The following is a 24343-nucleotide window of genomic DNA, read 5'->3' as shown; positions in this document are numbered from 1 at the left end:
GCCGCTCCGTGCCGCGCCAACCCCACGTGCGGACTGGCTTTCGACGCGGCCCGGTGCCGCGTCCTTTTGTCTTGCCTTCCGCATTTGCCTCCCCCTGTCCCCCAGGTTCTCGATCCCGGCAACTGCGGCCCGGTGGCAAGGCTGCACCAGCAGCCAGCGCACCGGCGAACACGGCAATGGCCGCAGGCCAGCCGTGTTCGAGGCAAGACGCCTGCACGTGGGACGGCTGCGCCGGAGGCAGCGCGAAGTGCAGCGCGGATGCGCTCGCACTGCACGCGCGACGACATGACAACGGCCAGCAGAACGACACGCCCGATAGCACGATGATGCGCAGCGAATCGGTGGCCATCATGGGCGCGACTCCAGCCAGACGGGGCGCGCAACGCCGATCACGGAAGCTGCGCTGACCGGCCCGAAATACCGGCTATCGAACGACGCCGGATTGGTCACACTGAGGAGGAACAGCTCGCCATGCCGCAAGCGGTGGCATTGCTGCCGGGATGGCAGCGGCCGGCCCCAGCGATCGGCAGACAGCACGGCGGCTGAAGGCACGCCGTCGATGCGGACTTTGCCGTCAGCGATGCACACCTCTTGCGGCGCCACCGCGCCCACGCGCTTGAGCAGAGGAATGCGCGTCGGCAGGTAGCCGCGCTGCGCAGCGAGCGCGGCAGCCTCGGCAGGCAGCGGCACCAGCACGATGCTGCCTACCGACAACGGACGTGGTGGCGAGCTGGTGCGATGGTCGAGCGGATCGATGCGATACCAGCCGACCTCCACGCTGTCGGACGGGTTGTAGGTCAGGCGTGGCAGCGGATGCACGAAGGACGCCCAGGCCAGCGCAGCGAGGCCGCAGGCGGACAGGCCCGCCAGCACGAGGCGAGCGCGCACGCGCAAGCGAGGGTGCGGCGCGGTGCCGGAAGTGGAAACTGCGGTCATGGCAGCGCCCTCCCGGCCAGCCAGGCGGCGTGCCGCTCGGCGGTGTATTCGGGCAGCGGCAAGTGCGCTGCGAGCCGGTTGGCGAGCGTGCGCCAGTACGCGGGCGAGACGCCGACAGGCGTGATGCCCAGCGCCTCGATGGCGTCGATGCGCGCCAGCACGGCACGCACCGATTGCTCACCCTCGGCGTGCAGCAAGAGGCGCGCGCCAGGTTGCACGCCGGAGATGCGCTGCGCGCCATCCATCGGCATGCACGCCTGCATCACCATGAGCTGCCAGCGGATCGTGCCGTAGTCGTTGGCCTGCCAGCGGATGCGGCAGAGAACCGCATTCGGCGTGAACACCGCGCAGCGGCGCCAGCGGTCGAACCGGATGATGCGGGCAGGATCACCGAAGCGCAGGTAGAGGTCGAAGCGTTGGTCGATGTATGCGAGCGCAACGCGCGTCAGCGGTACGCCGTCGGCCACGCCGACAGGCGGGATGGACGGCGGTGCCGAAGCCGTCGAGGCGGGTGTGTTCATGAGGACTTCTCCGGGAATTCCCGCTCCAGCAGCGCGCGCAACAGATCGGCCACCGTCACGCCTTGCGTGAAGGCCGATACCTTGATGCGCGCCCGCATGGCGGGCGTGATGTCGAGGGTCAGGCGGGCCGTGTAGAGGTCGCCTTTCTGGAGGTCATCGGCACTGCCCTGGCGAATCCACGCCTCGGCGTGCGGATTCGCGGGCGGGCGAGCGCCGATGCCGATGCGCTTGCCCGTGCGCTTGCTGGCAGGAGTGCTCATGACGGCCACCGCAGCAGTTCATCGACCAGCGCGGTGATTTCGCGCGCGGCGGCGCTGTCTGGCGCCGTCTCGCGTGCAAGCCGGCCGGCGGCCACGCTGTCGGCAAACACGATGCGCTGATGCACTTCCGCGCGCAGCGCAGGAAGCGGCTGCTCGGCCAGCGCGCCGCGGGCCTCGCGTCCGATCACGGTGGTGCTCACGCGCCGGTTGATGACGAAGGCCGCGCGCAGCGCAGGCCGGAACACCTGCGCCTCACGGATCAGCGCCACCATCTCGGCGCTGGCCCACAGGTCGTAGGGGCTGGGCTGCACCGGGATCAGCACCCGCTCGGCCGCCAGCAGCGCGGAGCGCGCCAAGGCAGCGATCCTGGGTGGCCCGTCGATGACGACGTGATCGGCCCGCCTGGCGAGTTCTGGCGCTTCCTGGTGCAGCGTTTCGCGTGCGAGGCCCACGGCGCTAAATAGCCTTGGCAAACCTTGCTGGCTGCGGCGCTGTGTCCAGTCCAGCGCGGAGCCCTGTGGATCGGCATCCAGCAGGATGACCGACTGCCCGCGCATCGCCAGCTCGCCGGCGATGTGGGTGGCGAGCGTGGTCTTGCCCACGCCGCCTTTCTGGTTGAGCAGCGCGACGATCATGACCGGACCCTCCGTGTCGGAAAGCCCGCCTGTTGCCGCTGCGCTTCGCGTCCTGTGGCGGTTGTCCACCGAGGCGCGGCGCTGCTACTACCAGTTAGAGTATTTAAGTTAGGGAAGTTAGGAGAGGCCGAAACCCGCGCCAGTATTAGCTTTGCGGCCGGTTTTGTTGCCTGATAGCACGAGGATTCGTTGCCTGATAGCACGATACCTCTGTTGCCTGATAGCACGAGTCCGTCCACAGGCTGCGCAGCAGTTATCCCCGTGCCGTGGACGGCACGGGCCGGAACGTCAGCAGCGGCGAGGCAATGCCCGAGACGTACTCGATGCCCAACTGGTAGCCAGGCAAGGCTTGCCGCACCACCAGTGCGCGCAGGTCGGCGGCGAAGTCGTAGTACCGCGCCACGCTGCCCGACTTGCGGTACAGGTGCTGGAAGTCGAACTGCCAGCCGCCAGGCTGTCGCCCGCCGTGCTTGCGCACCAGGCGGTACAGCCATCGCTCGATCCCGCCCGTCAGCCGGAAATACGCCGGGTCGATGGTCAACACGAGGGCAGCATCGAGCACGCCCGCATAGAACCAGTCCGGCAGGATCAGTTCCAGCCCCAAGGGGGTGCCCTTGGCATCGGCCAGTTCCTTCCACTCGTTGATCCATGAGAAGCGATGCAGGCGCCGCCCGGTCGTCTCGCGGATCGACGTGGCCACGGTCGTGGACTGCAGCCGATCCAAGGCCGCCTTGAGGCGCTGGTAGTCGCGCAGCGACGTACCGCGCCCGATGAAGCGCAGGATCTCGTAGGGCGTGGCCTGCATCAGCCGCGACGGGCGCAAGCCCGCATCGCGGGCTTCCACAATCTGGCTTGCAGCCCAGATCAGGATGTCCGCATCCCAAATCGTGGCGATGCCATGCTCCTGCGTGCCCTCCACGCGGATCGTGATGCCGCTGGCGCGGAAGTCGATCGGCGCCGTGCGCCGCGACTTCGCCAGCGAGAAGAACGGAAAGGCCATCAAGTCCTGGCTGTCGCGCGGCGCCATGTCGCCCGGCAAGGCGCGGAACAGATCGAGCTGTTCGCGCTCTTGCATCGGTCGCTGCCGCATGGGCAGCGCGGGGCTGGACATGGCGAAGGCCACCCGCGCGCCAGCGATCAGCGCGCACGGCTGTCCGCCGAATGCTGCTCGGCGTACTCGGGCTCGGACGTGCTCTCGAAGCTGCGCTCGGCGGCCCAGGCATCGAGGTCGACCACGGCGTACATCACGCGGCGGCCGAACTTGCGGAACTTGGGACCGCCTCCCAGCACGCGCTGCTTTTCCAGCGTGCGCGGCGACAGGCGCAGGTACTCGGCGGCTTCGTCGTTGGTGAGATAGCGTTGGGGCTGCGCGGCAGCGGTCGAGACAGTAGCGGCAGGCCGCAAGGGAGCAGGACGCATGGTGAGAACCTCCATCGGTTGCAGGGCTCCGGCCACACAGCGCAACCGGATGGAGGCAGTCTCAGAAAACGAAGCCCTCTTGCTCAGGGTCGTTTTGCGTCGCCTTCAAAACGACCCTTCTCAAGCGGAGGGAGCTGTGCTAGGCGGCGATAGCCGCCGCGCATCAGCGCATCGCCGCGCCGCGCAAGGCGGCGCACCTTGGAGCGCAAGCCGCCATCGCTGTACCAACCAGCTGCGGCGTCCACGCCGAACAAGCCTTCGGCCACGTCGCGCAAGGACGCGCCCGCGAGGGTGGCGTCGAGCGCCTGCAGGGTGTGCAGTTCCAGCAGCGCTGCAGGGGGCGGTCGGGGACGAGCCATCGGCGCTGGCGTGTCAGGCACGTGGGTGGCCCCACGGCCACGGTAGGCATGGGCCACGGCCATGCCGTCCTCCAGGCCAGGCGCCAGTGCGAAGCGCAGGCAGCGGCCAGGGCTGCGCGCGATCAACGCCAGGCCCTTGCCGTCGTGCAGCAGTTGCTTGTGGCCGGGGATTCGCCAAAAAGCGAACGACTCGGCATCCGGCGGCGGATCGACATCCGGGTGAAGCTGCACCACGGCCTCATGGCCGGGGAGCCAGGCTGGATGCGCGTCACGCGCATCCAGGGCCGGGTCTTCCAGCAGACGCAAGCCCCAGCGATGCGCAGCATCGGGGCGGCGCGCACGGCGCAGCCAGTCAAGGTGGTAGTCGGGATGACGGCGCAGGTACTCCCAGGCCAGTGCAAGCGTGTCCAGGCACAGGACATAGAGGTAGGCGGCAGTCGGATACCAGTGCGCGAGGTGGTGCGGTTCGGCCATGACGCAAGCTCCCGTAGAGCAGGACGGCCGTCACTGGTTTCACACGCCAACGTCACCGCATCGAACTAGCATCCAATCGTGAATAAGCTGGTAGATTAGTAACTTGCGTGTCAAGACGAAAAGCATCCGATGGATTGCGCGGATCGTCTGAATGCGACGGTGGCGCGCGAGGAAATGCGGCCTCCTGCGCTATCCACCGTGCCCGATGGCACGGCTGGCGTCATGACCGTTTGCGTCAGGGTGGCACTGGTTTGGTGCAACAGTGCGGATTAAGACCTGACGGGTCTGGAGCAAGACCGAAATAGCCTCAATGCGCCCGGCTTGGCCGTGGCGCGAACGGCTCAATCGAGGACGGAACCGTTCTCCTGGGCCAGCCGCAGGTACTCCGACAACGGGCGCACCGCCCGGAAATACCGATCTCGCATCACGGGCTGTTTGCTCGGCCCGACGATGGATGCGAGGTCGGACAGCTTGATCTCGCCCAGCTCAGGCATGCTGATCCCCAAGTCGATCAGGCCATGGGCCGTATCGCCGTCAGCGGGGTCAAGCGACACCAGCAGCCAAGTGGCGTGTGCGTCCGGCGTGAACAACCGCACCACGGGCAGCGGGTCGATGGCCCGGCCAGCGGCCCGGACCCGGCCGTGTTCCAGCAGTTGCTTGCGCTCGTCCTCGGTCATGAGTTGGTTCATGGGCGTTACCTCATTCGCACAAAACCGCCGAAGCGTGAAAGCGCAAAACCGCATCGGCGGGTTTGTGGAAAGGCACGGATGCGGTTTTGTGCTTCTGTGAGAAGCTGCAGATACGGATTTCCGCAAAAGCACGAAAGCGGCAGGCGGACATAGTTGAACACTATAGATTGTAGCCCTATAGGGCTCAATCGGATGTCATCTTGGATTTTGCGGAGATCCAGGGTTGGCAGCGAAACATACATTGTCGGAGGCACTAAAGACCATCAGGAAAGCACGTGGTTTGAGCCAGGAAGCGTTCTCGGACGTGTCCAGCCGCACCTACATGAGCACGCTGGAACGCGACCTCAAAAGCCCCACCTTGAACAAGCTGGCCGAGCTGTGCGAGGTCATGGAGGTGCACCCGCTCACGCTGCTGACGCTGGCCTATGCCGGCGACGACCTGCAGCAGGTCGATCAGCTGCTGGCGCAGGTGCGCCAGGAGTTGGAGACTGTGGCGAAGAAGAGTGACACGCCATAGCGTGCGACCGCGCTGGCGTGGCCGATCCGGTGCAGCCGGTTCGGGGACTTCAGGGGCGCCAAGCATCGCGCGGCGGGGAGAGGCCGCAGGGTTTTCCCCCGGAGGCAAGCGAAGCGCGCAGCTGCGATAGGGATTGAAGCCGAATGGCCATGACGGCGAAGTCGGCATGGGGCGCAGCCCGCAAAGCCCGGTCGGCGCAGTGCGCCGAATCGCCCTGCATTCGCCCTGGCAACACGAAGTCATGGTGATGCTGCCCGACCACCACCATCACGAAGCTGGGAGAGCCAAGCCTTCCAGTCTGCTGATCCAAGCAGTACAGCGCCCCGCCGCAGTGGGCGGGGCGCTGGCGGCCGTCAGGCCGCCTGGGGCTTGCTGCGCGACCAGATCAGGTCGTGCGTGCCGTTCTCTCCTTCGATCAGGCGGGCATAGACCGTGGCCGGGAACGAAGGATCGTCGAGGGTCACGGAGATGTACTCCCGCCCGGCCTCGCTGGTCTTCTTCCACGCCGCGCCGATGTCGTGGCTGGCGGCCTGCAGGCGGAAGTCCGGGGCCTTCTCGTTGTCCCCCTTGTCGTTGGGCACCAGCTTGACCTTGACGTTGAGCGTCAGGGTGCGAAGCGTGCCGGTGAAGCCGTCTTTGTCTGCGGTGAAGGTGCCGATGTTGGCCATGATGAAACTCCTTTTGGTGGAACAAGGTTCGCGCCCATCGCGTCCTTGTTGTGATCCGGCCGGCGGGGGACGGGCGGGCTGCACCGCTTGCGGTCGCAACGCAGTGGAGAGCCGGGAGGCGAAAAGAATTTGTCCCGCGAGGAATGCGCCGAACGCAGTGACAAAGCAGGGGAAATTGTTTTCGCCGGACGGTTGCAGCCATGAAGCCCGAGGCGCAGCCGCGCCACCGCTAGGATTCACAACAACACAAGGACGCCTTGGGCCGAACCGCATCGAAAGGAGGCAGGGCCGGCTCGGCATCCCCGCACGAAGGCAGCACCGGCTCGCCCACTGACGCGGGCCAGGTCAACCATCCGACGACAAGCGAGAACGCCCCGGCCGCACCTTGCGGCGCCGGTCTTGAGGCGTGGCGTGGAAGCTCCATAGCGATGCCGGGCGGGATGTCCGTGAACCGTCCTTCGTGACGTGATGGGCGAGAACCGCCAGCGTTGAGGACGGCACGCATTCGCACAACCTGCCGCAGCAAGCACCAGCGTGTTCGCCAGCTCCGTCCATTGCGGCGGGGCGCTGGCCGGGCCGATCCGGCATCGACGGTTCGGCGGCATCGAGGGGCGCCAAGCTCGCGCGGCGGGGATGGGCCTTGCGCCGATCCCCCGGAGGCAAGCGCAGCGCGCAGCGCCGCAGGCGCGAAGGCGTGAGTGGATTGAAGCCGAATGGCCGTGACAGCGAAGTCGGCACGGGGCGCAGCCCGAAAGCCCGGCGGCGCTACGCGCCGACACGCCCAGGCCGTTCTATATTTTGAGCAGGGAACGCAGAACACCATGACCATCCAGCTACGACACGAAACCACGAACGACATTGCCGCTATCGAGGCCGTGACCATTGCCGCCTTCGCCGATGCGCCGCACACCAGCCACACGGAGCAATTCATCGTGCGTGCATTGCGCGACGCTAGCGAACTGACGCTTTCCATCGTGGCCGAAGAACACGGCCAGGTCGTCGGCCATGTGGCTCTGTCGCCGGTGACTATCACCAACGACCACGGCCACAAGGCCAAAGGCTGGTGCGGCCTGGGGCCGATCTCCGTCCTGCCGCAGAGGCAGGGGCACGGCATCGGCTCGCGCCTGATGGAACAGGCGCTGTCTGAACTGCGGGCCATGCAGGCCGAAGGCTGTGTGCTGCTCGGAGAGCCCGCGTACTACGGGCGCTTTGGCTTCCAGGCCCATGCGGGCCTGCAACTGCCGGGCGTGCCGCCCGGCTATTTTCTCGCACTGGCCTTCCATGGGCCAGTGCCCGAAGGCATCGCGCAGTACAGCGATGCCTTCAACGCCGCCGCCTGAGTGCCAGTGAAGGCGGCGGCGTAATGCCCCGGCTATTCGGCTTCAACACCGGGCGCGGCCACCGCCGCGCCCGGATTATGCGTTTCACCGCGCCCAGGGCGGAACGGCCTGGGCGCGGTGCTGACGATGATCATTCCTTCGTTTCGATGATCCACCACACGGCACGCGGCAAGGCGCGGCCCGTGATGGGATGTATGTCGGTGAGGTCAGCGCGGGCCGACCAGCCCGAGGGCGGTCGGTAGCCGCGCACGTCGCCATCGCCGTGCCAGCGGCGGGCGCGCACCGTGCCGGGTGCATAGACCGCCGCCATGCGCGGGCGGTTGGTGGTGGTGCGGGTCATGGGGGCTTCTCCTTGCAGCGAAGCGCCCCGGTCGAAGCCGGGGCGCTTGCCTTCGGCGTGGGTCAAGCGGCCAGCGCCTCGGCGGGTTCATCCGCCATTGCCTCGGCATCCTCCGGGGCGTCCTGCTCCGGGCCTGCCTCCTGCGCGCTTTCCTTCACTGCCTGCTGCGGGCCTTCGACCTTAAAGATGGCAGGCATCCAACCCGCGCCATCGGCCAGCCGCTCGGCTTCGCTGGCAATGTCGGCCTTCTTCAGCTTCGCCAGCCGGGAAACCTGATCGGGCGCGTACTCGCCCACGGCTTGCAGAACTGCCGCCTTCGGAACGTGCTTGAAATACCCCTCGGCGGTCGGCTGCCACCATGCGGCCATGTCGAGGCCCACGGCCTGCGCCAGTTCCTCGCCGGGCTGGTGCGGTGTGGCGCGAGGCGTCACCACGTCCACCGTGGAAGCCACGCACACGGCCAGCAGCTTGACCAGTTCGCCTTGCTCCATCGCCAGCAGCGCGGCAAACAGTTCGGCGCTGTCCTCGGGCAGCTTGCCGCTCCACGCCTGCTGCAATTCACGCAGCGCCACAGCGGCGGGTGACTCGGGCCAGTCCGGGGCCATGCCGTCCAGCCGGTCTTGGACTTTCAGGCTCACGCCCAGCGGCAGGTCGCGCCCGTAGTAGCGGCCCTGCAAGACGGTCTGCACCATGCCATGCACCAGCGCGGCCACCGCCACCTGCGGATGCCGGGCCACCTCGATTTGCAGCGCGGCGGTGCGATGGGCGCTCAGGCGCTGGGCCAGTCGGTCGGAAATCGCTGCTGCCTTGGGCGGCTCGTCGTCCTCGCCTTCGTCATCGTTCGCGGCATCTGGGTCGCTGAACCCTTGGCGCAGCTTCTCCAGTGTGCGCAGTGCCTTGGCCTCGGCCTCGCGCAGCAGTCCGCGATGAATCACCACCTCGCCGTTGCGGCCGATGGTGACGATGGCCCCGGCTGCGGCCTTCACGTTCGCGCCGTACCCCTGCAAGCCGTCTTCCAGCGCCTGCAACTGCTCGCCCAGCCGCTCGCCTTCCTCTTGCAGCGCATCGGCCTTGTCCTCGTCGTCGGCGTCCGTCGCGGCATCAATGGCTTCGGCCACCTCCTGCATCTTGGCTTGCAGCCTCTCGATGCGCTGTGCTTCGCGCTTGTTCGGCTCGCGGCGCTCCCTCGGCGCACGCTGGAAGGCGTGCAGATCGGCATGGGTCACGCCCGGCGTGGCATCAGCCCAAGCCCAGCCCTCGGCCTTCACCTCTGCGGCGATGCCCGCCAGCTTGTCTTGCGCCAGTCGTTCCAGCAGCGCGGCGTCGGTCAGGTACACGCCTGCATCGCCCTCCGCGAACAGGTCGCGGCGGATGCCGCCGCCCGCCTGCTCGTAGGTGTCCAGCCCGACGAAGCGCACCAGCGGATGCCGGTAGGCGTCAATCTCGCGCTCCGTCAGACGTTCGCGCAAGTGCGAGGGTTGGCGCTGCCATTGCGGCGCATCGTAGAACGCGCATTCCTGCGCGGCGTGGTCGTCGGTGATGGAGAGCGCCATCAGCTGATCGAGGCTCACGGCATCGGCCCGGTAGTCCTCCATCAAACGCGGCGAGACATTGGCGAGCTTCAAGCGGCGCTGCACCACCAGCGGCGTAACGGAGAAATCCGCCGCAATGTCCTCAATCGGTCGGCCTTCGGCCACCAGCGCGGCGAAGGCTTCAAACTGGTCTGCTGGGTGCATGGCTTCGCGCTGCACGTTCTCGGTCAGGCTGGCGGTGCGGGCCGTGCCATCGGCCACCTGCAGGCAAGGCACGTCCCAATCCTTGGCGATACGGTGCTTCTTTGCCAGCAGCTTGAGGGCCGCAAAGCGTCGGCCACCTGCCACCACCTCGTAATGCAGGTCATCGGCGGCGGGAATCACGATCAGGTTTTGCAGCAGGCCCACGCGCTGAATGCTCGCGGCCAGCTCGGGGATGGACATGCGCGGGACGGTCTTGCGCACGTTGCGGCCCGTGGGGCGCAGCACCAGCCGCGACAGCGGAACCAGAATCATGTGCTTGCTCGGGTCGGCGGCTTGCAGCACGTTTGCGCGGCTGTCGAGGGCTTGAGCTTCGGTGTAAGTAACGGCGTTCATGGTGAATCTCCAATCAAGTGAAACAAGGGAATGGAGGGGAAACCGCCCCTCCGGCGGGGAACACGTCAGAGGGGGTCAGGCCTTGAGGGCGCGCATGCCATCGGCCAGCAGCCACAGGGCGCGGTTCAGGCGAATGTCCGAATCAATGCCCTGCACGGGGCGGGTCTGCTGTCTGCGGCCATTGGCGGCGCGGCCATGCAATCCGCCCTTGGTCAGGTTCTCCTGCGTGCGGTTGAACACGCTCCACAGGTCGGGGCGGCGGTCGTCGAAGCGGCGCGGCATCAGGATTTGCGATTCCGTGACGGGCGCGGGCTTGGTTGGGTCGTCGTACTTGAGGGCCAGCGCGGCGCGGGCGAACACTTCCGATTCCCCGGCATCCAGCGTGATGGCCTGCATGGATTCGCGCGATTCCTGCGCATGCTCGAAGCCGCTCAGCACCTGATAGGCGCCCTCGATGACATGGCCCGCCACGTCGCCCTTGTGGGGCACGCGCACATCGCCCACGGTGTCGCCGCAGACAAGGCCATTGCTGCAAACGAAGCGGAACATGCCACCCAGTAATTGATAGCTGCTCGTGCCGTCGTGCGAGTTCAGCAGGATGATTTCATTGGCTTCGCGGGCGTTGATCTGGTTGGCGTGGCGCAGGCGCAGCATGTGTTTCGTGTGCTCGCGCCGGCCCTCGTTGCGAACGCGGGTCTGGCACACCATGAAGGGCTGAAACCCCTCTTTGCGAAGCTCGGTCAGCACGGCGGCGGTGGGGATGTAGCTGTACCGCTCGGAACGGCTTTCATGGGGGGCATCCGCGAAGATGGACGGGGCCACGCGGCGGATCTGGTCATCGGACAGCGGGGAGTCGCTGCGCAATGCGGGGGAATGGGAAGCGAAGCGGGATGCGAGTTGCATGGTCTTTCTCCTGAACAAAAAGGCTGTTGAAGAAAACCGCACACCGGATTCCAAGATTCGAAGCCCAGCCTTTCGGCTGTTCGGTGCGGTCGGCGCGAGGAACCCGGTTGGCCCTGTTGCCACCGTCTTTCCTGAGTTCATCGCCCGCGACGAAAGGGAGCGCGCGGACGGGGGCCGTCAAGGAAACAAGCGCAGGGTGGGGCGGCCCGCAGGCGCAGCCGAGGACACGGCCCTGCGCGCCTTGACGGCACACGGCCGCGGGCTACAGTCGCGGACAAGGTGATGAAGTCAGGGAAGAGGACTGGACATGGCAACGGCCATCCCACAAGCCGACCGCACGGCAAGCGAAGCGCGCAGGCTCGAAGCTGGAAGCCGGGCCGGAGGCGTCAGCCGAACGGAGTGAGGGAACGATCGAAGCCCGAAGGGGGCGAGACGCCGCAGGCGGCTCGATGCGCTAGCACGAGAGCGCGACCGGCCATCTCCCAGGTGGCCGGGGACGCCCACATGACTTCAATGAAATCCCCGTGGACAGCTACCCACCCAGCCATCGGCAAAATGGCAATGGCATGGACATACGAGCCCTACAAGACGATGAACTGATGGCCCAGGCCCGAGACTGGCGGCAACGGGCACTGCGCGGCGAGAAGGACGCACGCGGCCTCGCGCACGAACTGGAATGCGAAGTGCGCCGGCGCTTCCCCAGGAACAATGCGCCCCATGCACTGCCGCCGATCCAATTGCTCGGCGCCGTGCCGCAAACACCCCAGCGGCGCTGGAAGCCCTGGTAAGCACCGGCTCAAAGGCAGCCCGCCCGCATGACTGCGCCACGGCCGATCGGCGCTGATCCCGAAATCCCCCCGAAATAGCGCGAATTTCGAGTGGCCCGGTCACGGGCCAATGCCTACCGTGGAATCTCCACCTTCTGGAGAACCACCATGAGCGATCCCATGCAACCCGGAACGCCTGCGCCTGGAGCAGAAGGGCCTGGCATCTTTCTGCCGACCCTCATCTGGACCACCGACCGCAAGACGGTAGGCAACGAGATGCAGCGCCTGCTGGGACGGCGCGCACAGCTCAACGTCCTGCTGTCCGCCTCCGAAGAAACGGACGACGGCACCACCTGGTACGCAATGGCCCAGGCCACGCTGAACCAGCTGGACTGCGATATCGAACGTCTCTTCGAGTGGCTGGGCGACTACGAACCCGACACACCCACGCCCGAAGTGCCATCGTAATGTCCGGCATGAAGGGAGCGATCCGGCACCAGCCGGTTCGCTGCGCGAGAGGGGCGCCAAGCCTGCGCGGCGGGGATAGCCCGCAGGGCTTTCCCCTGGAGGCAAGCGCAGCGCGTAGCGCCCCGCCAGGGGCGCGAAGGCATCAGGCCGGGTCGTCGGGGCGCAGGCTGGCTTCCGACACCGGCATCCACGGCGATGACGAGTCCAGCAGGTAGCGCGCACCGCGCGCGTACAGGCCCGAAAGTCCGCTGGGACGATAAAACCCGGTGACGCGGCACCGGAACTGTGCGCCAAACCCGTTGGTATAGATCACCGCGTCGCCGAGCGCAAAGCGCAAGGGCTGGCCGTTCTCCGGTGGGAACGGCTTGAACGCATCATGCTCTGCCGTGATTTCGAGGATGTAGTCGTGGTGGCTGCTCATGGCCTTGACCTCCTGAAATGATTGAGAACGCTCAGGAGCGCCTTGCGGCGCCCCAGAACCAGGTCAGACAACGACACGCCCCGCCAGCCGCGCATCGCGCGCATAGGCGCTCAGCCGCTTCTCGGCACGAAAGTGCAGATCCCGCTCTACCGGCAAGCCCAGCCGCCCGCGCACGGTCGCCAGTTCGGAAAAACTGACCCAGCCGATTTCCGGCATCCCTAGGCCCAGGTCGCAAAGACCGAAGGCGTGATCGTGGTCATCGGGATCAATCTCGGTCAGCAGCCAGGTCGCGCCGGCATCCGGCGTGAACAGCTTGACCACTGGGGCCGGATCGAAGTCCGGGTTCTCCAAGGATTCGCGGCCGTTGGCCAGCAGCACGATGCGCTGCTCGTCCGTGATGAATGCGTGGTTCATGGTGAACTCCTGTAAGGTTACCGGGCGGAATTGCCCAGCCCTTGCAGGGCACGGCGCAGCGCAAGCAGTCAAAGATCGAAGACGGCCGCCAGGCCGCAAGCGCCGAAGGTGCGCAGTCATTGACGGCGAGCACGCCGTGGCACGATGAAGGGAACAGCAAGCCGCCACACCTCACCACGCAGCCACCCCGGTATTGACAAGCGTAGCGCGCAGGTCCGAAGCGTCAGTCCAGATCAGAGCGTCCGGGCTTGAAGCCGGATGACTGCGATTCGGCACGAAGCTCGGGGCGCAGCCCATGAGCCCGACGAAGGAACGTCGGGATGCAGGCCAAGTTGTCAGCAGGCAGTTGAAAAGTGGTGCTGGCCTTCAGGCGCTGTCAATTTTCTTGATCTTCCGGATACGCCGCCTGGGGAATCGGCACCCAGCCATCGCGGGTGATGCCTGCCCCGATGCGTATGTTCTGGCTTTCAGTTGCCGCCCAGTGCCCACCCCGGTGCAATACGGCGCGAATCACCGACTTCCGCGGATGATCCTCATCCGCCTTGGCAGAACTGCATATGGCATTCCAATGGTGCTTGTCCGGCATACTGTTCAACCGTGGGCCGAGCAGTTGATCCAAGACTTCGGTCGAAACGTTGTGTCGCCCGCCGTGATGGGGCACTTGGAAATACCGAATACCTGGCAGCGCGAGTCCCACGAAAGGTGCGTAGTCGATCACCTCCTGCAGTGCTTCACGCCCGGCATCGCCAGTAAGCATGACGCGATGACCGTTCAAGACAGCCGACTGCACCACACTCATTTCATTCTCACGACTGGTCGGCTCAGGCGGGAAATATTCCTCGCCCCACAGGGACTTGATGTAGGCGGTCGCGGCCTTCACTGCCCGGAATATGCTGCTCAGCGCGCTATCAAAAGCACTTTCTTCGACAGCTTCCGGTGTCTTCGCGGAGTCCACGATCAGGTCCAAGTAGCGCCCCAGGGTAGGTGCCATGACCGCGAACGGACCGATGCTCTGCCCCTGAAGGGGGGCATGGATTGGAATTCCCTTCTCCACCGCAATATCCTCAAGAATTGCCGTGGCATCGTAGATTGAGCGCAACTTCCGTCGCAGGGCTTCAACCGATTCATAGGTCTCAAAGCGATCGATCAACTGGTCCGCGTATATCCACGGCCGGTTGATCCAAAGATTCCTGACCGTGCATTGCTCCAGGACTTTTCGTAGTCCGTTGGCGTGATCGCGATCTGGGTGCGTGAGGATCACATGGTCGATGACTGTTGTTCCATAGTACGTCTTCAGATGCTCGACTATCTGATCACCCGTATCCAGATACCCACCGTCAACAACGTGCACGCCCTCGGTGCCATTCACCGAGTAGCGCAGCGTGATCGCGTCCCCGCTTTTCGCTGTTTCGACGCCAAGAAAGTCGATCTCGAAGTAGTCAGCCATACATCCCTCTTGTTTTATGCCAACAAAGTGCCGGTGGCTTTGCACCTACCAGCGATCCACCGCACACGTGAGTCCTGTCGGAGTCCATACCAACGACACGGCCGGAAGGCCGCCAGCATCCTCGGCGATGCCGCGCAATGTATTTCGGTCGATACCCGAATGTGCGCCGCCTTTCGGGTGGCTGTGCCACGTTCCTATAAAGGCGAGATACCCCAAAGAGGCCGCGTTTGCGGCGCGCAAATTTTGAACAAGCCCGTTGGTTCCGAGGACGAAGCGGGCGGCCTCTCGAACACTGTCAGGCGGTGCCTCAACAAGGCCTGCAATGGTGATGGTTCGATTTTCAAACGAGATGCGGCCGATCAAGGCGCCGCCTGTTTCCAGAGCACCCCAGCGCAGCGCATCAGCATGGATTGCTTGCGCAACTGGGGACAGGACCCGAATGTTCCAGCCACCATCGTCTGCGACTTCAAGCGCAGTGGTCGGGCCAAGGCTGGCGCGGGTCCATGCCATTCCAAGGCCTTCGGCATCTGAGATTCCGGCGCAAAGCGTCGCTTCCTTCGGAAGCCCATCAACGAGCCATCGTTCCAGTTGCAGGCCGGCCAGTGACGTCGACCGCGAAACAACGGCGTCAGACATAGGCATCGTCAGCGAATGACAGTTGTCACCCACGAAAATCCGAGTCGGCTCAGACGTCTCGCCGGCAATCGACGCACGCAGTTCCGGTGCAAACCGGCAGCACTCGAACAAGAACGCCGTGAGGTCGTCAACTCGGCCGGCACGGCCAGCTCCTTCGAGCAATACCGCCACACAGCGCCCCTGACCATACATCGCGATCCGTGCCAATCGGGCTGGGGATTGATCCAACGCTGCCGATTGTGTTTCTGCAGCCAGCACCTGAAGTGACGCCGTCGCATCCACGATGAGGGCCGCATCCTGCGGAACGGTTGCCGCAAACTGTTCCGGATCGACCAAAAGAGTCACTGCGTCGGTGTCGAACGCTCGCGATTGAAGATGCGACAGCGATTCAAAGGCTGTCTTCATCAGCGCCGACTTCCGAGGCGGAACCAGAACTGATGCCCGCTCAATGAGTGCATGCCGCGCGGCGTTGTGAGGCGACATGGGTTCGTTGTCGACGAAAGTCATCGAACCAAAGCCCGCTCGCCCCAGTTGCATCGCGACTTTCGATCCCACGCTTCCGCAGCCGAGCACGACCAGCGGCTGTGATGTGGCTGCGTATGGAATGCCGGACGTCCTTGCCAGCAGTTCAGGAGACAACGCATGCGCGTGAAAGGCCGGGTGAACCGTGGCGTTACGCTCCAGGAGCGATTGAGCGTTGAGTTCATAGCGCACCACATAGGGCAATACCTCGACACTCCTCCCTGGCGAGCCCACAAGCGACGCTGGCCTTTGCACAGCCAGAATCACAATCGCGTACAAACCATGCACCCAGCCATGCGAGTCCTGTCGCATATCCAGGATTGAGCGTCCGAAATAACCGTCCACTTCCTGGGCCAAAGCGTCGCGATCAATACCAAGCTCCGCTGCTCGATCGAGCAGCGTCGCGAGATCGACAACTGTCTCTGGTTGATAGCGTCCGATCACATGCGGGAGGCCGTCGGTCATCGGAGCGCGCGCGATGAAGGCCGCGGCATGGCCGTTCCCCCATTTGCCCAGCTTGTCGTTGTGAACATCCTGATAAAACACAGGATCGACTTGTGCGGTCAGTTCGGCGTTGATGATGGCGTACAGACCGCCATCGATCGTCACGTAGCCTGCGGGAACCACCAGAATCGTGCCGTCAGCGGGAGCGGCGGCCGCGACCTTCTCGGCACTGAATACAACGGTCGAAGGACAGCTGTCTCGGCGCGTTGGTTCCCACCCCTGCTCCAGGTCCAGGAGTGTTCCGGCCGCGGCCTTGTGCAGCCAGTCGATCAACTGATCGACAACGGCGTCCAGGCCAAACCGATGCAGCAGCTCGTTCAACGACCCTTCGAATAGGCACGGCGAGACTAACTCGCCTTGGCGATGGGGGTTGATGTGCGGCAAGTTGAGCGGGAAGTCCGCACGTAAGAAGGGCTCGGGTGCAGACAGGGGCCAGTCACTACCGAATACCAGCACGCACGTCTCGACGGTGCGCACTCCGGTCTCAGAGATACCATTGCGCCGAGACCTGTTCGGCAGTTGGACCGCAACATCGACTTCAATCTCCGTCGATGCACCAGTTGTCCTTGGCTCGCCAACGCGGATAAGGCCTCGATGCCGCTGAAGTTGATGCAGTGCGTCTGCGATGGTGCCCGTCATGATGCTCCGTGCGGCATGGGGGTGCGCGCAGAGGTCACCACGGCAGCGGCCTTCGATCCGGACTCCTTCTTCGAGGGAGGTTGCACACCCTGAGCGGTTACGGTGAAAACGAGCGGTTCCACGGACTTTTCGCTGGGGTACTCGCCTGTGCAGTAGAACTCGCCTTTTGCTTCGTCCACGATCGTCACGTACTCACGCTTCGCACGGATGCAGGGCGGATCGCTGTCATCATCTGCAATCGGCTTGCAGCTGGCGACGATGACGGCGCCGTCACGGGTCTGCGAAAGCGCCTTGCGAGCATCAGCATCGAGCTTGGCTTTTTCACGGTAGTCGGACCAGCTGTCATAGGACAGCGAATGCCAGGAACAATGATGAGGCGCCTGCATGATGTCGTACTCAAGCACATCTGCTTCAGCCTTGTGGCGTTGCCACTGGCGGTTCCAGATGAACACCTCAGCATCGCCACCAGTAAGGAATTTCGCACCATCCGGCGTCTGCGCGTCAGCCGCCAACGTGATGTTCAGAATAACGCTGGACTGGTTCTTGACCAGGCACTCTTCCTCTTCCTCGTCATCCTGGGCGTCCAGTGGAGCCAAAAGAAACGCAGAAAAGAATGCGGAACTCTTGCCATTGATCGTTGAAAAGCGCGTGTCCACCTTCCGCACAATCGAAGTGAGATCATCGGTTTTTCCGTCGATGTCCTCGCCCATGATCTGAATGCGGTCACCGTTCCCGACGGCGAAATTCTTGTCACGGTTCAGTTGCACGCGCCGACGCGCCTCCGTGTTGAATGCCTTGGCGTCGTCGCTCAAGGTGTGCGTCTTGCTGGCGCGTCGAAACACGATCGGGGACGACCACATCTCGCGGATCACGATTTTCTTGTCCTTGTCGTCCTTCTTGTCGTCCGGGTACTTGTCGAGTGGCCCTAGGTAGAAGTGTCGCTTCAACCCTCGGCAATGGTCTTGATCCGGGTGGCTCAGCAGGAACGCATCGACATACGGCCTGCCGTTCTCATCCTTCTTCAGTCGTTCGCGCAAATCCTTGGCGACATCGCGCGCCTCCCCGTCAGGGTCGTCGGCGTCTTGCCTGATGTTTACGTCGATCAGCAGAGTCGTCGCGTCGAGATCGCCGAACTTGATGAGGGTCATGTCCCCGTTGTCGACGGGAAAAAACGTGATGGTTGTAGGCACTGGGGTCTCCGGGTAGACGACCGAAGGATGATCGCGTATAGTTAATGTACGACGATTTTTTATATCCGTCTACTTTTTAGGCGTGACTGATGCAAAAACCTTCCGTTCCTGCCGCCGAACCTGCTGAGCCTAAGGGGCTAAGTTGGGGGCTGGAGAGCAGACTTCAATTCATCGATTTCCGTCTGCGCTGGGAGCGGCGCATCAACCGGATGGATCTCACCGAGCACTTTGGTATTTCGGTCCCGCAGGCATCGCTGGACATTTCCAAGTACATGGAGTTGGCGCCGAGCAACCTGACTTACGACCGCAGCTCCAAGACCTACACGGCAGCGCAGAGTTTTCACCCGCTTTACCAACGAAGCTCGGCGCAACGCTATCTAGCAGAACTGCTAGCGACAAAGATGGGAATTGTCGAGCCGACGGCCAGCTTCATCGGCTCCGCGCCGGAGACAGATTGGGCCCCGTCCCCTTGGCGCACGATCAATGAGCAGACCGTCGAAGCAGTGGTGCGCGCAATCCGCCAGCAGGAATCCATTCTGGTGAGCTACCAGTCCATGACGTCGTTGGATGAATCGGTTCGCTTGCTGTCTCCCCACGCCCTTGGCAATGACGGTTTTCGCTGGCACATGCGCGCGTTTTGCCACAAGCGCCAGCGCTTCAGCGATTTCGTCCTTGCTCGAATCCTGCGCATCGATGGCTTCGAGGCGACCCAAGTGGACTCCAACCAAGATTCGCATTGGCAAACTGTATTGACGCTGGTACTTGCACCGCATCCCGATTTGCCTGCAGCCAAGAAACGAGTCTTAGAGTTGGACTACGGCATGGAAGATGGAGAGGTCAAACTTCCATGCCGCCAAGCGTTTCTGTACTACACGCTGAGACGTTTGGGTTTGCATACCAAGGAAGCACCAGACCCCCTCGCACAGCAGATCACGCTAAAAAACCGCGATGAAATCCAACCCTATATCGACGCCTTGGCGGCACAGGCCTGACTTCACATGACAACAATTTTTGAACTGGTCAAAGACCCCTACGAGCGCAAGGCACGTGTTATCCCTGGCCTTCTTGTGGCCTTACCCGTGCTGGTGCCGCTGTTGTGCGTCTACGGGGCTCGGCACCCTGTGCTTACAGGTGTGATCGGCCTGCTGGGCGGCTGCGGCGCTATCTATGCACTCGCGAGCGTAGCGCGCGGACGTGGTAAAAAACTTGAAGAGATGCTGGTCTCAAAATGGGGTGGCATGCCCACGACCATCGCACTACGCCACCGCGACAAGTTCCTTGATGGTGTCAGCAAGCAGCGTTATCACACGGCGATCACTGCCAAGTTGGGTATCGCCATGCCAACGGCAGAAGAAGAATCAGCAAACCCAGACAAGGCAGACGACATCTACATCGGTGCCACTAAGCGGCTTCGCGAACTCACGCGTTCCAACAAGCAGCTCTTGCTGAAAGAGAACATCGCCTATGGATTTCATCGCAACATGCTGGCGATGAAGCCTGTCGGTATCCTGTCGTGCCTCATGGGCGTCGTCTACGGATTGTTGATTGCAAAGATTTTGCAGGTAGCACCTCTCCAATTTGACTTGGTGCACCTTGCCGATCCAGGGCTTGCCGCAGGCTTGACATTGCTCATTTCGCTGGCGCTACTTGCCGCATGGCTACTGTATTTCGATCAGGACGCAGTAAGGCGGATGGGATTCGTCTATGCGGAACGTTTGTTTGAATGTTTGCCGTCGTTGCCTTCTTCCTCCTCACGGAAGAAAGCCGTAAAACCGACTACAGACTGAGGTTCTGCCCAATCTCCAAACAGGCGTATAGCTCCGCAGGTGTGTCTACCGCTTCCACGTCTTGGGACGAATCGTTCCGCGAGACTCCAGCAAGAGCCGCGTGCTTTCCAGTTCCTTTTGCAGCACATCGGTATCCGGCAGAACCATCCGGTAGTTCGCCGCCATGACCTTGGTGGGTAAGCCCTCCAGCGCATACCGCGCCAGGGCGAGCCCCTTGTCGGCACAAAGAATCAGCCCCACCGGCGGGTTCTCCTCGGGATAGGCCCAGTGTTCCTTGGCATAGTTGCAGTACATGTGCATCTGGCCCACGTCCGCATGCGTCAGACTCCCCAGCTTCAGGTCGATGATGACCAGGCAGCGTAACTTGCGATGGAACAGCAGCAAGTCCACCCGATACCAGGTCTGGTCGATGCGCAAGCGCCGCTGCCGTCCAATGAAGGTGAACCCTTCACCCAATTCGAGCAGGAAGTCTTCCAGCCGCCGGATCAAGGCGGCCTCCAGATCGGACTCCGAATACTCGTCCTTGAGGTCGAGGAACTCCAGCACATAGGGGTCTTTGATGGCATCGCCGGGCGCGACGGCATCTTCGGGCTTGGCCACCGCGCCCTTGGCCAGCATCGCCGCCTTGTTTTTCGACAGCGCCGTGCGCTCGTAGAACTGGCTGCCGATCTGCCGATCCAACTGGCGCACGCTCCAGCCGCCGCGCAAGGCCTCGGCTTCATAGAACTGGCGCGCATGCTCGTCCTTGACCGACAACAGCCGCACATAGGCCGACCACGGCAGCGTGAAGACCTGCGCCAGCTCGTCCAGCCGCCAAGGCCGCACTGGCTCCGGGGAAGATTCGCCAGACACTGTCTGGCGAATTGGCCGGGTCAGAAAAAACGACCGCATCTGCTGCAGGTTCTGACGGCTGAAGCCACGGCCGAACTGCTGGGTGAGGTCGCTTGCCAGCCGCTCGATCAACTGCTCGCCATAACCCGCGCGCCGCTTGCCCTGTTGCTCGGCCTCCACGATGCGGCGGCCAATCTCCCAGTAGCTGGCCGTCATCAGCGCATTGACGCTGCGCGCTGCCGTCTGGCGCGCGGCATCGAGCAGATCCACGATGCCGCCGTGGATGCCGGCGTAGCCGGCAGGCACGGCGGCGGGTGCGACTCCCGCCATCGCAGGCGCCTTCTTGGTCATGCAGCCACCTCCGCAGGCCGCTGCGCCTCGGTGATCGTCTTGCGCCGGTTCGCCACCAGCTCGGCCGCCTTGCGCACCGGATCGTCCTCGGTGTGGACGTAGCGCATGAACATCGCCACGGTCTTGTGCGCCGTCAGCGCCATGCCGACCTTGACCGGGATGCCCGAGTTGGCAATGTCGGTCGCGGAGCGGTGGCGGATGCCATGCGTGCCGACGTGCGTGGCGCCCGCCGCCTTGAGGGCGCGGCTCCAGCCGCCGTAATACTCGCCCGTGGTCAGGTGCTTGCCGGGATGGCTTGGAGACGGCAGCACATAGGGAGTGCCTTCCTGCCGTGGCGCCGTCGAGAGCAGTCGATAGGCTTCCTCGCTCATGGGCTTGGACATGCCGCCCGTCTTGCTGTCCGGCCAGACCACGCGGCGATTGTCCAGGTCCACCCAATCCCATCGGAGCGTCACGATTTCGGAGCGGCGGCCGGCGAACTCGAATTGAAGGCGGATCGCCAGCGGGATGACGTAGTTCTCCAGACCCTCGGCTTCGATGTGCTCCAGTCGCCGAAACAGCTTGCCCATGTCCTCGTCGCTGATGAGGTGGGTGGCCTTGCCGTTGGGGTACATCGGGACGTGGCGGCAGGGGTTGGTGCCGTCAGGCCGGTGGCCCCACACCTCGGCCAGGTTGAACATCTTGCGCATCACGCTGAAAGCACGGTTGGCCTCGGCCGGCTTGTGCGCCATCTTCTTCATCGCCGTGGCCACGTCCGGGCGCTTCACGTCCTGGACCTTCAAACGGCCCAGCATCGGAACGATGCAGCGGTCGATGACGGCCTGATACCCGCGCTGGGTGCTGGGCTTGTTGCGCTGCTTGGAGTAATCCTCCATGAACTTGGTACACAGCTCCTTGACCGTGGGGGCTGAACGGGCGGCGGCCTTGGCCGCGCTGGGGTCGCCGCCCCGGCGCACCTCGGCCAGCCATTCCTGGGCCAGCGAGCGGGCCTGCTCGACGGTCAGTTCCCCGTACAGGCCCAGGGCGGGCTTGCGCCGCTCGCCAGCGTTCGTGCGGTACTGGAGCATGAACACCTTGCGGCCCGCTGGTGTAACCTTGCACAGGAAGCCGGGCACCAGCGTGTCCCGGAGTTCGACGGCCTGCGCCTGGGGTTGTGCCGCATCGACTGCGGACTTGGTGAGCTTGAGTTTTGCCACGATGACTCCTCGGAAAGACCCGATTCCCAAGAGCCATGTAGGGGCCATCAGAGGGGAAGCCGGGTCAGGTTTCGGAAAGCACCGGCATATGTTGGACTCGCCTAAGTTATTGATAAACCTGCTGTATCGGGCTTCGGCGTAGTCCAGCAAAGTTCGGTGCTGGAGTCATGGTGAAATGAAAAAACGTGTGCTTGGCCGCCTCGGGGTCGAGGTGAAAGACCTGCGGGTCGAACTGCCTGGCGTAGGCAATGATCTGGGCTTCATCGAGCGGGTAGCCGCCGCTGACGAATTTCTGGCCCACATAAAGATCTTCCAGATACAGCTTCTCACTCATGCCAGTCTCCTTTAGGACTTACGCAAACAAGCCGGGCCGCCGAGGCGGATGCGGATGCACAAGGACTGCTGCCTTGAGGTCAAGCACCTGCTTGAACAGGATTTGCGTAAGTCGTGTCCTTGTTGAGGTGCCGCACAGTATGCATGCAGGTAAGCCATGCAGGCTGTAGCCTTGGCGGCAGTGCATCAGAGCGGACTCGGTTGTAGCTTCTGCGTCATGGCCCAGGCCAGCAGGTTGAGCACCGAGCACAGCAGCCAGTAGACGGCTCCGACCAGCAGAAAAACCTCGGCAGGGTGAACCATCAGCCTGGCATTGACCTGGGTGGAGAGAAAGGAAAGCTCTCCCACGCCCACGATATAGGCCAGGGAACTGTCCTTGATCAGCGTCACCCACTGGTTCACGAAGGAGGGCAGCATGGCCGACAGCGCCTGCGGCAGCACCACCCAGCGCAGCACCTGCCAGCGGCTCATGCCCAGGGCCGAGCCCGCATCCCACTGCCCCTGCGCAATGGCACGTATGCCTGCAGCCACGCCATGTGCCAGATAGGCACCGCCGATCAGCGACAGTGCACAGACCACGGAGACAGTGCCAGGTACATCCATGCCCAGCAGCATGGGCAGCAGAAAGTAGATCCAGAAGATCAGCATCAGCACGGGAATGGCGCGCAGAAAGCCCAGCACGCCATGCAGCAACTGGCTGGCCCAGCCGCGACTCACCACCAGCGCAATGCCGAGCACCAGGCCCAGCAAGGCGGAGGCGATGCCTGACGTGGCACTCAGTATCAGTGTGAGCAGGGCGCCGCCCGGTGGCCCTTCGGGAAAGGTACCCAGCAGCAGATAGACCCAGTCATCGGCCAGTGCAGAGAAATTCATGCCCGCCTCAGCTGCAACTGTCCCCACCTGCGGCGTTGCTGGAGATGCTGGCTCAGCAACTCAAGCCCGATGATGAGGAGGATATAGAGCGCCGTCGTGATGCCGTAGACCTGAAAGGATTGAAAGGTCTCGGCTTCGGCCTGCCGCGCCCGGTAGGACAGTTCGGCCATGCCTATGGCCATGCCCAGCGAGGTGTTCTTGACGATATTCATGTACTGCCCGAAAAGCGGCGACACCACCCGGGCCAGGGCCTGAGGCAGCACGATAAAGCGCAGCAACTGCCAGTGCGTCATGCCCAGGCTTTGAGCAGCTTGCACCTGGCTGCGCGGCACATGCTGGATGCCGGCGCGGATTTCCTCGCCCACATAGGCCGTGGAATAAAGCACCAGACCCAGGCAGGCCGAGAGAAATTCGAACGAAGGCCAGCGCAGCTGAAAGACCTCCGGGCCCAGTGAATGTGCCGTGTTGAGCCAGCTCATCCATTCGGTGGGCAGCAGGCCGGGCACGCCGAAGTACCAGAAGAAAAGCTGCACCAGCAGCGGCGTGTTGCGAAATACCGAGAGATAAAGGACTGCTGCCCAGCGCAGTGGTTTGGCCGCAGCATTGCGGGCCAGTGCAAACAGCATGCCCAGCAAGGTCGAGAGGATCACGACCAGCAAGGACGCGAAGATGGTGATCGACCACCCCTCGAAAAGCCATTGCCAGTACTTGAAGGCCAGCGTGGCGTCAGGCCAATGGGAAAAAGAGGTCATGAGATTCAAGCCCCGGGCGCAG

General features: G+C 63.7%; 28 protein-coding genes. 6 read left to right on the top strand and 22 right to left on the bottom strand.

What is annotated here, in order from left to right:
- Positions 1-348 precede the first annotated feature (348 nt).
- From QMY55_RS19050 to QMY55_RS19015, 8 genes are all read right to left on the bottom strand, one after another.
- Positions 349-936: a S26 family signal peptidase gene (locus QMY55_RS19050; protein WP_011517538.1), complete on the bottom strand. Its 588-nt coding sequence runs from the start codon at positions 934-936 to the stop codon at positions 349-351.
- Positions 933-1457: a DUF2840 domain-containing protein gene (locus QMY55_RS19045; protein WP_003056183.1), complete on the bottom strand. Its 525-nt coding sequence runs from the start codon at positions 1455-1457 to the stop codon at positions 933-935. Before QMY55_RS19045 ends, QMY55_RS19050 begins: the two co-directional genes overlap by 4 nt.
- On the bottom strand, positions 1454-1717 hold the full coding sequence (locus QMY55_RS19040; RefSeq protein ID WP_003056186.1) for a hypothetical protein: 264 nt from the start codon (positions 1715-1717) through the stop codon (positions 1454-1456). Before QMY55_RS19040 ends, QMY55_RS19045 begins: the two co-directional genes overlap by 4 nt.
- Positions 1714-2352, bottom strand: coding sequence for a ParA family partition ATPase (parA, locus tag QMY55_RS19035; RefSeq protein ID WP_003056189.1), 639 nt, complete (start codon positions 2350-2352; stop codon positions 1714-1716). Before parA ends, QMY55_RS19040 begins: the two co-directional genes overlap by 4 nt.
- Before the next feature lie 253 nt (positions 2353-2605).
- A complete protein-coding gene (locus QMY55_RS19030) occupies positions 2606-3463 on the bottom strand; it encodes a replication initiator protein A (RefSeq protein ID WP_011517539.1) in 858 nt (285 codons plus the stop codon).
- Between the two features lie 26 nt (positions 3464-3489).
- Entirely contained in the window at positions 3490-3771 is a 282-nt protein-coding gene (locus QMY55_RS19025) for a helix-turn-helix transcriptional regulator (protein ID WP_023123353.1), read from the bottom strand.
- Between the two features lie 83 nt (positions 3772-3854).
- Positions 3855-4604, bottom strand: coding sequence for a DUF2285 domain-containing protein (locus tag QMY55_RS19020; RefSeq protein ID WP_275053690.1), 750 nt, complete (start codon positions 4602-4604; stop codon positions 3855-3857).
- Between the two features lie 341 nt (positions 4605-4945).
- On the bottom strand, positions 4946-5293 hold the full coding sequence (locus QMY55_RS19015) for a DUF2958 domain-containing protein (protein ID WP_003056199.1): 348 nt from the start codon (positions 5291-5293) through the stop codon (positions 4946-4948).
- A 223-nt stretch (positions 5294-5516) separates the two neighbouring features.
- Here QMY55_RS19015 and QMY55_RS19010 point away from each other — a divergent pair, with 223 nt between their 5' ends.
- Positions 5517-5810: a helix-turn-helix domain-containing protein gene (locus QMY55_RS19010; RefSeq protein ID WP_003056202.1), complete on the top strand. Its 294-nt coding sequence runs from the start codon at positions 5517-5519 to the stop codon at positions 5808-5810.
- A gap of 353 nt (positions 5811-6163) precedes the next feature.
- Here the strand turns inward: QMY55_RS19010 and QMY55_RS19005 are convergent, their stop codons facing one another.
- On the bottom strand, positions 6164-6478 hold the full coding sequence (locus QMY55_RS19005; protein ID WP_003056203.1) for a DUF736 domain-containing protein: 315 nt from the start codon (positions 6476-6478) through the stop codon (positions 6164-6166).
- A gap of 821 nt (positions 6479-7299) precedes the next feature.
- Between QMY55_RS19005 and QMY55_RS19000 the strand changes: the two genes are divergently transcribed.
- Positions 7300-7818 carry a GNAT family N-acetyltransferase gene (locus QMY55_RS19000; protein WP_011517543.1) on the top strand — a complete coding sequence of 173 codons (519 nt, stop codon included), beginning with the start codon at positions 7300-7302 and terminating at the stop codon, positions 7816-7818.
- A 130-nt stretch (positions 7819-7948) separates the two neighbouring features.
- Here QMY55_RS19000 and QMY55_RS18995 read toward each other — a convergent pair whose 3' ends face one another.
- The 3 genes from QMY55_RS18995 to QMY55_RS18985 all read right to left on the bottom strand — a co-directional run bounded on the left by QMY55_RS18995 (position 7949) and on the right by QMY55_RS18985 (position 11190).
- Entirely contained in the window at positions 7949-8158 is a 210-nt protein-coding gene (locus QMY55_RS18995; RefSeq protein WP_003056207.1) for a hypothetical protein, read from the bottom strand.
- A gap of 62 nt (positions 8159-8220) precedes the next feature.
- Positions 8221-10287: a ParB/RepB/Spo0J family partition protein gene (locus QMY55_RS18990; protein WP_003056209.1), complete on the bottom strand. Its 2067-nt coding sequence runs from the start codon at positions 10285-10287 to the stop codon at positions 8221-8223.
- A 75-nt stretch (positions 10288-10362) separates the two neighbouring features.
- Positions 10363-11190: a DUF932 domain-containing protein gene (locus QMY55_RS18985; RefSeq protein ID WP_003056211.1), complete on the bottom strand. Its 828-nt coding sequence runs from the start codon at positions 11188-11190 to the stop codon at positions 10363-10365.
- A 566-nt stretch (positions 11191-11756) separates the two neighbouring features.
- Between QMY55_RS18985 and QMY55_RS18980 the strand changes: the two genes are divergently transcribed.
- On the top strand, positions 11757-11978 hold the full coding sequence (locus QMY55_RS18980) for a hypothetical protein (RefSeq protein ID WP_049799789.1): 222 nt from the start codon (positions 11757-11759) through the stop codon (positions 11976-11978).
- Between the two features lie 147 nt (positions 11979-12125).
- Positions 12126-12425, top strand: a complete 300-nt coding sequence (locus QMY55_RS18975) for a hypothetical protein (protein ID WP_003056213.1) — start codon at positions 12126-12128, stop codon at positions 12423-12425.
- 142 nt (positions 12426-12567) lie between these two features.
- Here QMY55_RS18975 and QMY55_RS18970 read toward each other — a convergent pair whose 3' ends face one another.
- The 5 genes from QMY55_RS18970 to QMY55_RS18950 all read right to left on the bottom strand — a co-directional run bounded on the left by QMY55_RS18970 (position 12568) and on the right by QMY55_RS18950 (position 18198).
- Entirely contained in the window at positions 12568-12846 is a 279-nt protein-coding gene (locus tag QMY55_RS18970; protein ID WP_021027902.1) for a hypothetical protein, read from the bottom strand.
- Between the two features lie 63 nt (positions 12847-12909).
- Entirely contained in the window at positions 12910-13260 is a 351-nt protein-coding gene (locus QMY55_RS18965; protein ID WP_012204591.1) for a DUF2958 domain-containing protein, read from the bottom strand.
- 376 nt (positions 13261-13636) lie between these two features.
- Entirely contained in the window at positions 13637-14707 is a 1071-nt protein-coding gene (locus QMY55_RS18960) for a ComEC/Rec2 family competence protein (RefSeq protein ID WP_003056219.1), read from the bottom strand.
- Positions 14708-14752: 45 nt separating this feature from the next.
- Positions 14753-17008, bottom strand: a complete 2256-nt coding sequence (locus QMY55_RS18955) for a Mov34/MPN/PAD-1 family protein (RefSeq protein WP_011517546.1) — start codon at positions 17006-17008, stop codon at positions 14753-14755.
- Positions 17005-18198 carry a ComEC/Rec2 family competence protein gene (locus QMY55_RS18950; RefSeq protein ID WP_003056221.1) on the bottom strand — a complete coding sequence of 398 codons (1194 nt, stop codon included), beginning with the start codon at positions 18196-18198 and terminating at the stop codon, positions 17005-17007. Before QMY55_RS18950 ends, QMY55_RS18955 begins: the two co-directional genes overlap by 4 nt.
- Positions 18199-18287: 89 nt before the next feature.
- Here QMY55_RS18950 and QMY55_RS18945 point away from each other — a divergent pair, with 89 nt between their 5' ends.
- Complete coding sequence (locus QMY55_RS18945; protein ID WP_003056222.1) at positions 18288-19190, top strand: WYL domain-containing transcriptional regulator; 903 nt, start codon at positions 18288-18290, stop codon at positions 19188-19190.
- Between the two features lie 6 nt (positions 19191-19196).
- A complete protein-coding gene (locus QMY55_RS18940; protein ID WP_003056223.1) occupies positions 19197-19985 on the top strand; it encodes a hypothetical protein in 789 nt (262 codons plus the stop codon).
- 45 nt (positions 19986-20030) lie between these two features.
- Here QMY55_RS18940 and QMY55_RS18935 read toward each other — a convergent pair whose 3' ends face one another.
- The 5 genes from QMY55_RS18935 to QMY55_RS18915 all read right to left on the bottom strand — a co-directional run bounded on the left by QMY55_RS18935 (position 20031) and on the right by QMY55_RS18915 (position 24321).
- Positions 20031-21167, bottom strand: a complete 1137-nt coding sequence (locus QMY55_RS18935) for a PDDEXK nuclease domain-containing protein (RefSeq protein WP_003056224.1) — start codon at positions 21165-21167, stop codon at positions 20031-20033.
- Complete coding sequence (locus QMY55_RS18930; RefSeq protein WP_003056225.1) at positions 21164-22363, bottom strand: tyrosine-type recombinase/integrase; 1200 nt, start codon at positions 22361-22363, stop codon at positions 21164-21166. The genes QMY55_RS18935 and QMY55_RS18930 overlap by 4 nt, the downstream gene beginning before the upstream one ends.
- A 106-nt stretch (positions 22364-22469) precedes the next feature.
- A complete protein-coding gene (locus QMY55_RS18925; protein ID WP_407650541.1) occupies positions 22470-22697 on the bottom strand; it encodes a hotdog family protein in 228 nt (75 codons plus the stop codon).
- A 185-nt stretch (positions 22698-22882) separates the two neighbouring features.
- Positions 22883-23569 carry an amino acid ABC transporter permease gene (locus QMY55_RS18920; RefSeq protein WP_283485685.1) on the bottom strand — a complete coding sequence of 229 codons (687 nt, stop codon included), beginning with the start codon at positions 23567-23569 and terminating at the stop codon, positions 22883-22885.
- The gene (locus tag QMY55_RS18915) at positions 23566-24321 is read right to left on the bottom strand and encodes an amino acid ABC transporter permease (RefSeq protein WP_283485684.1); all 756 of its coding nucleotides are present in this window, start codon (positions 24319-24321) and stop codon (positions 23566-23568) included. The genes QMY55_RS18920 and QMY55_RS18915 overlap by 4 nt, the downstream gene beginning before the upstream one ends.
- Positions 24322-24343: the final 22 nt, after the last annotated feature.

This window comes from Comamonas resistens (assembly GCF_030064165.1).
GTDB classification, from domain to species: domain Bacteria; phylum Pseudomonadota; class Gammaproteobacteria; order Burkholderiales; family Burkholderiaceae_C; genus Comamonas; species Comamonas resistens.
This window is presented reverse-complemented; position numbering and strand designations above follow the sequence as displayed.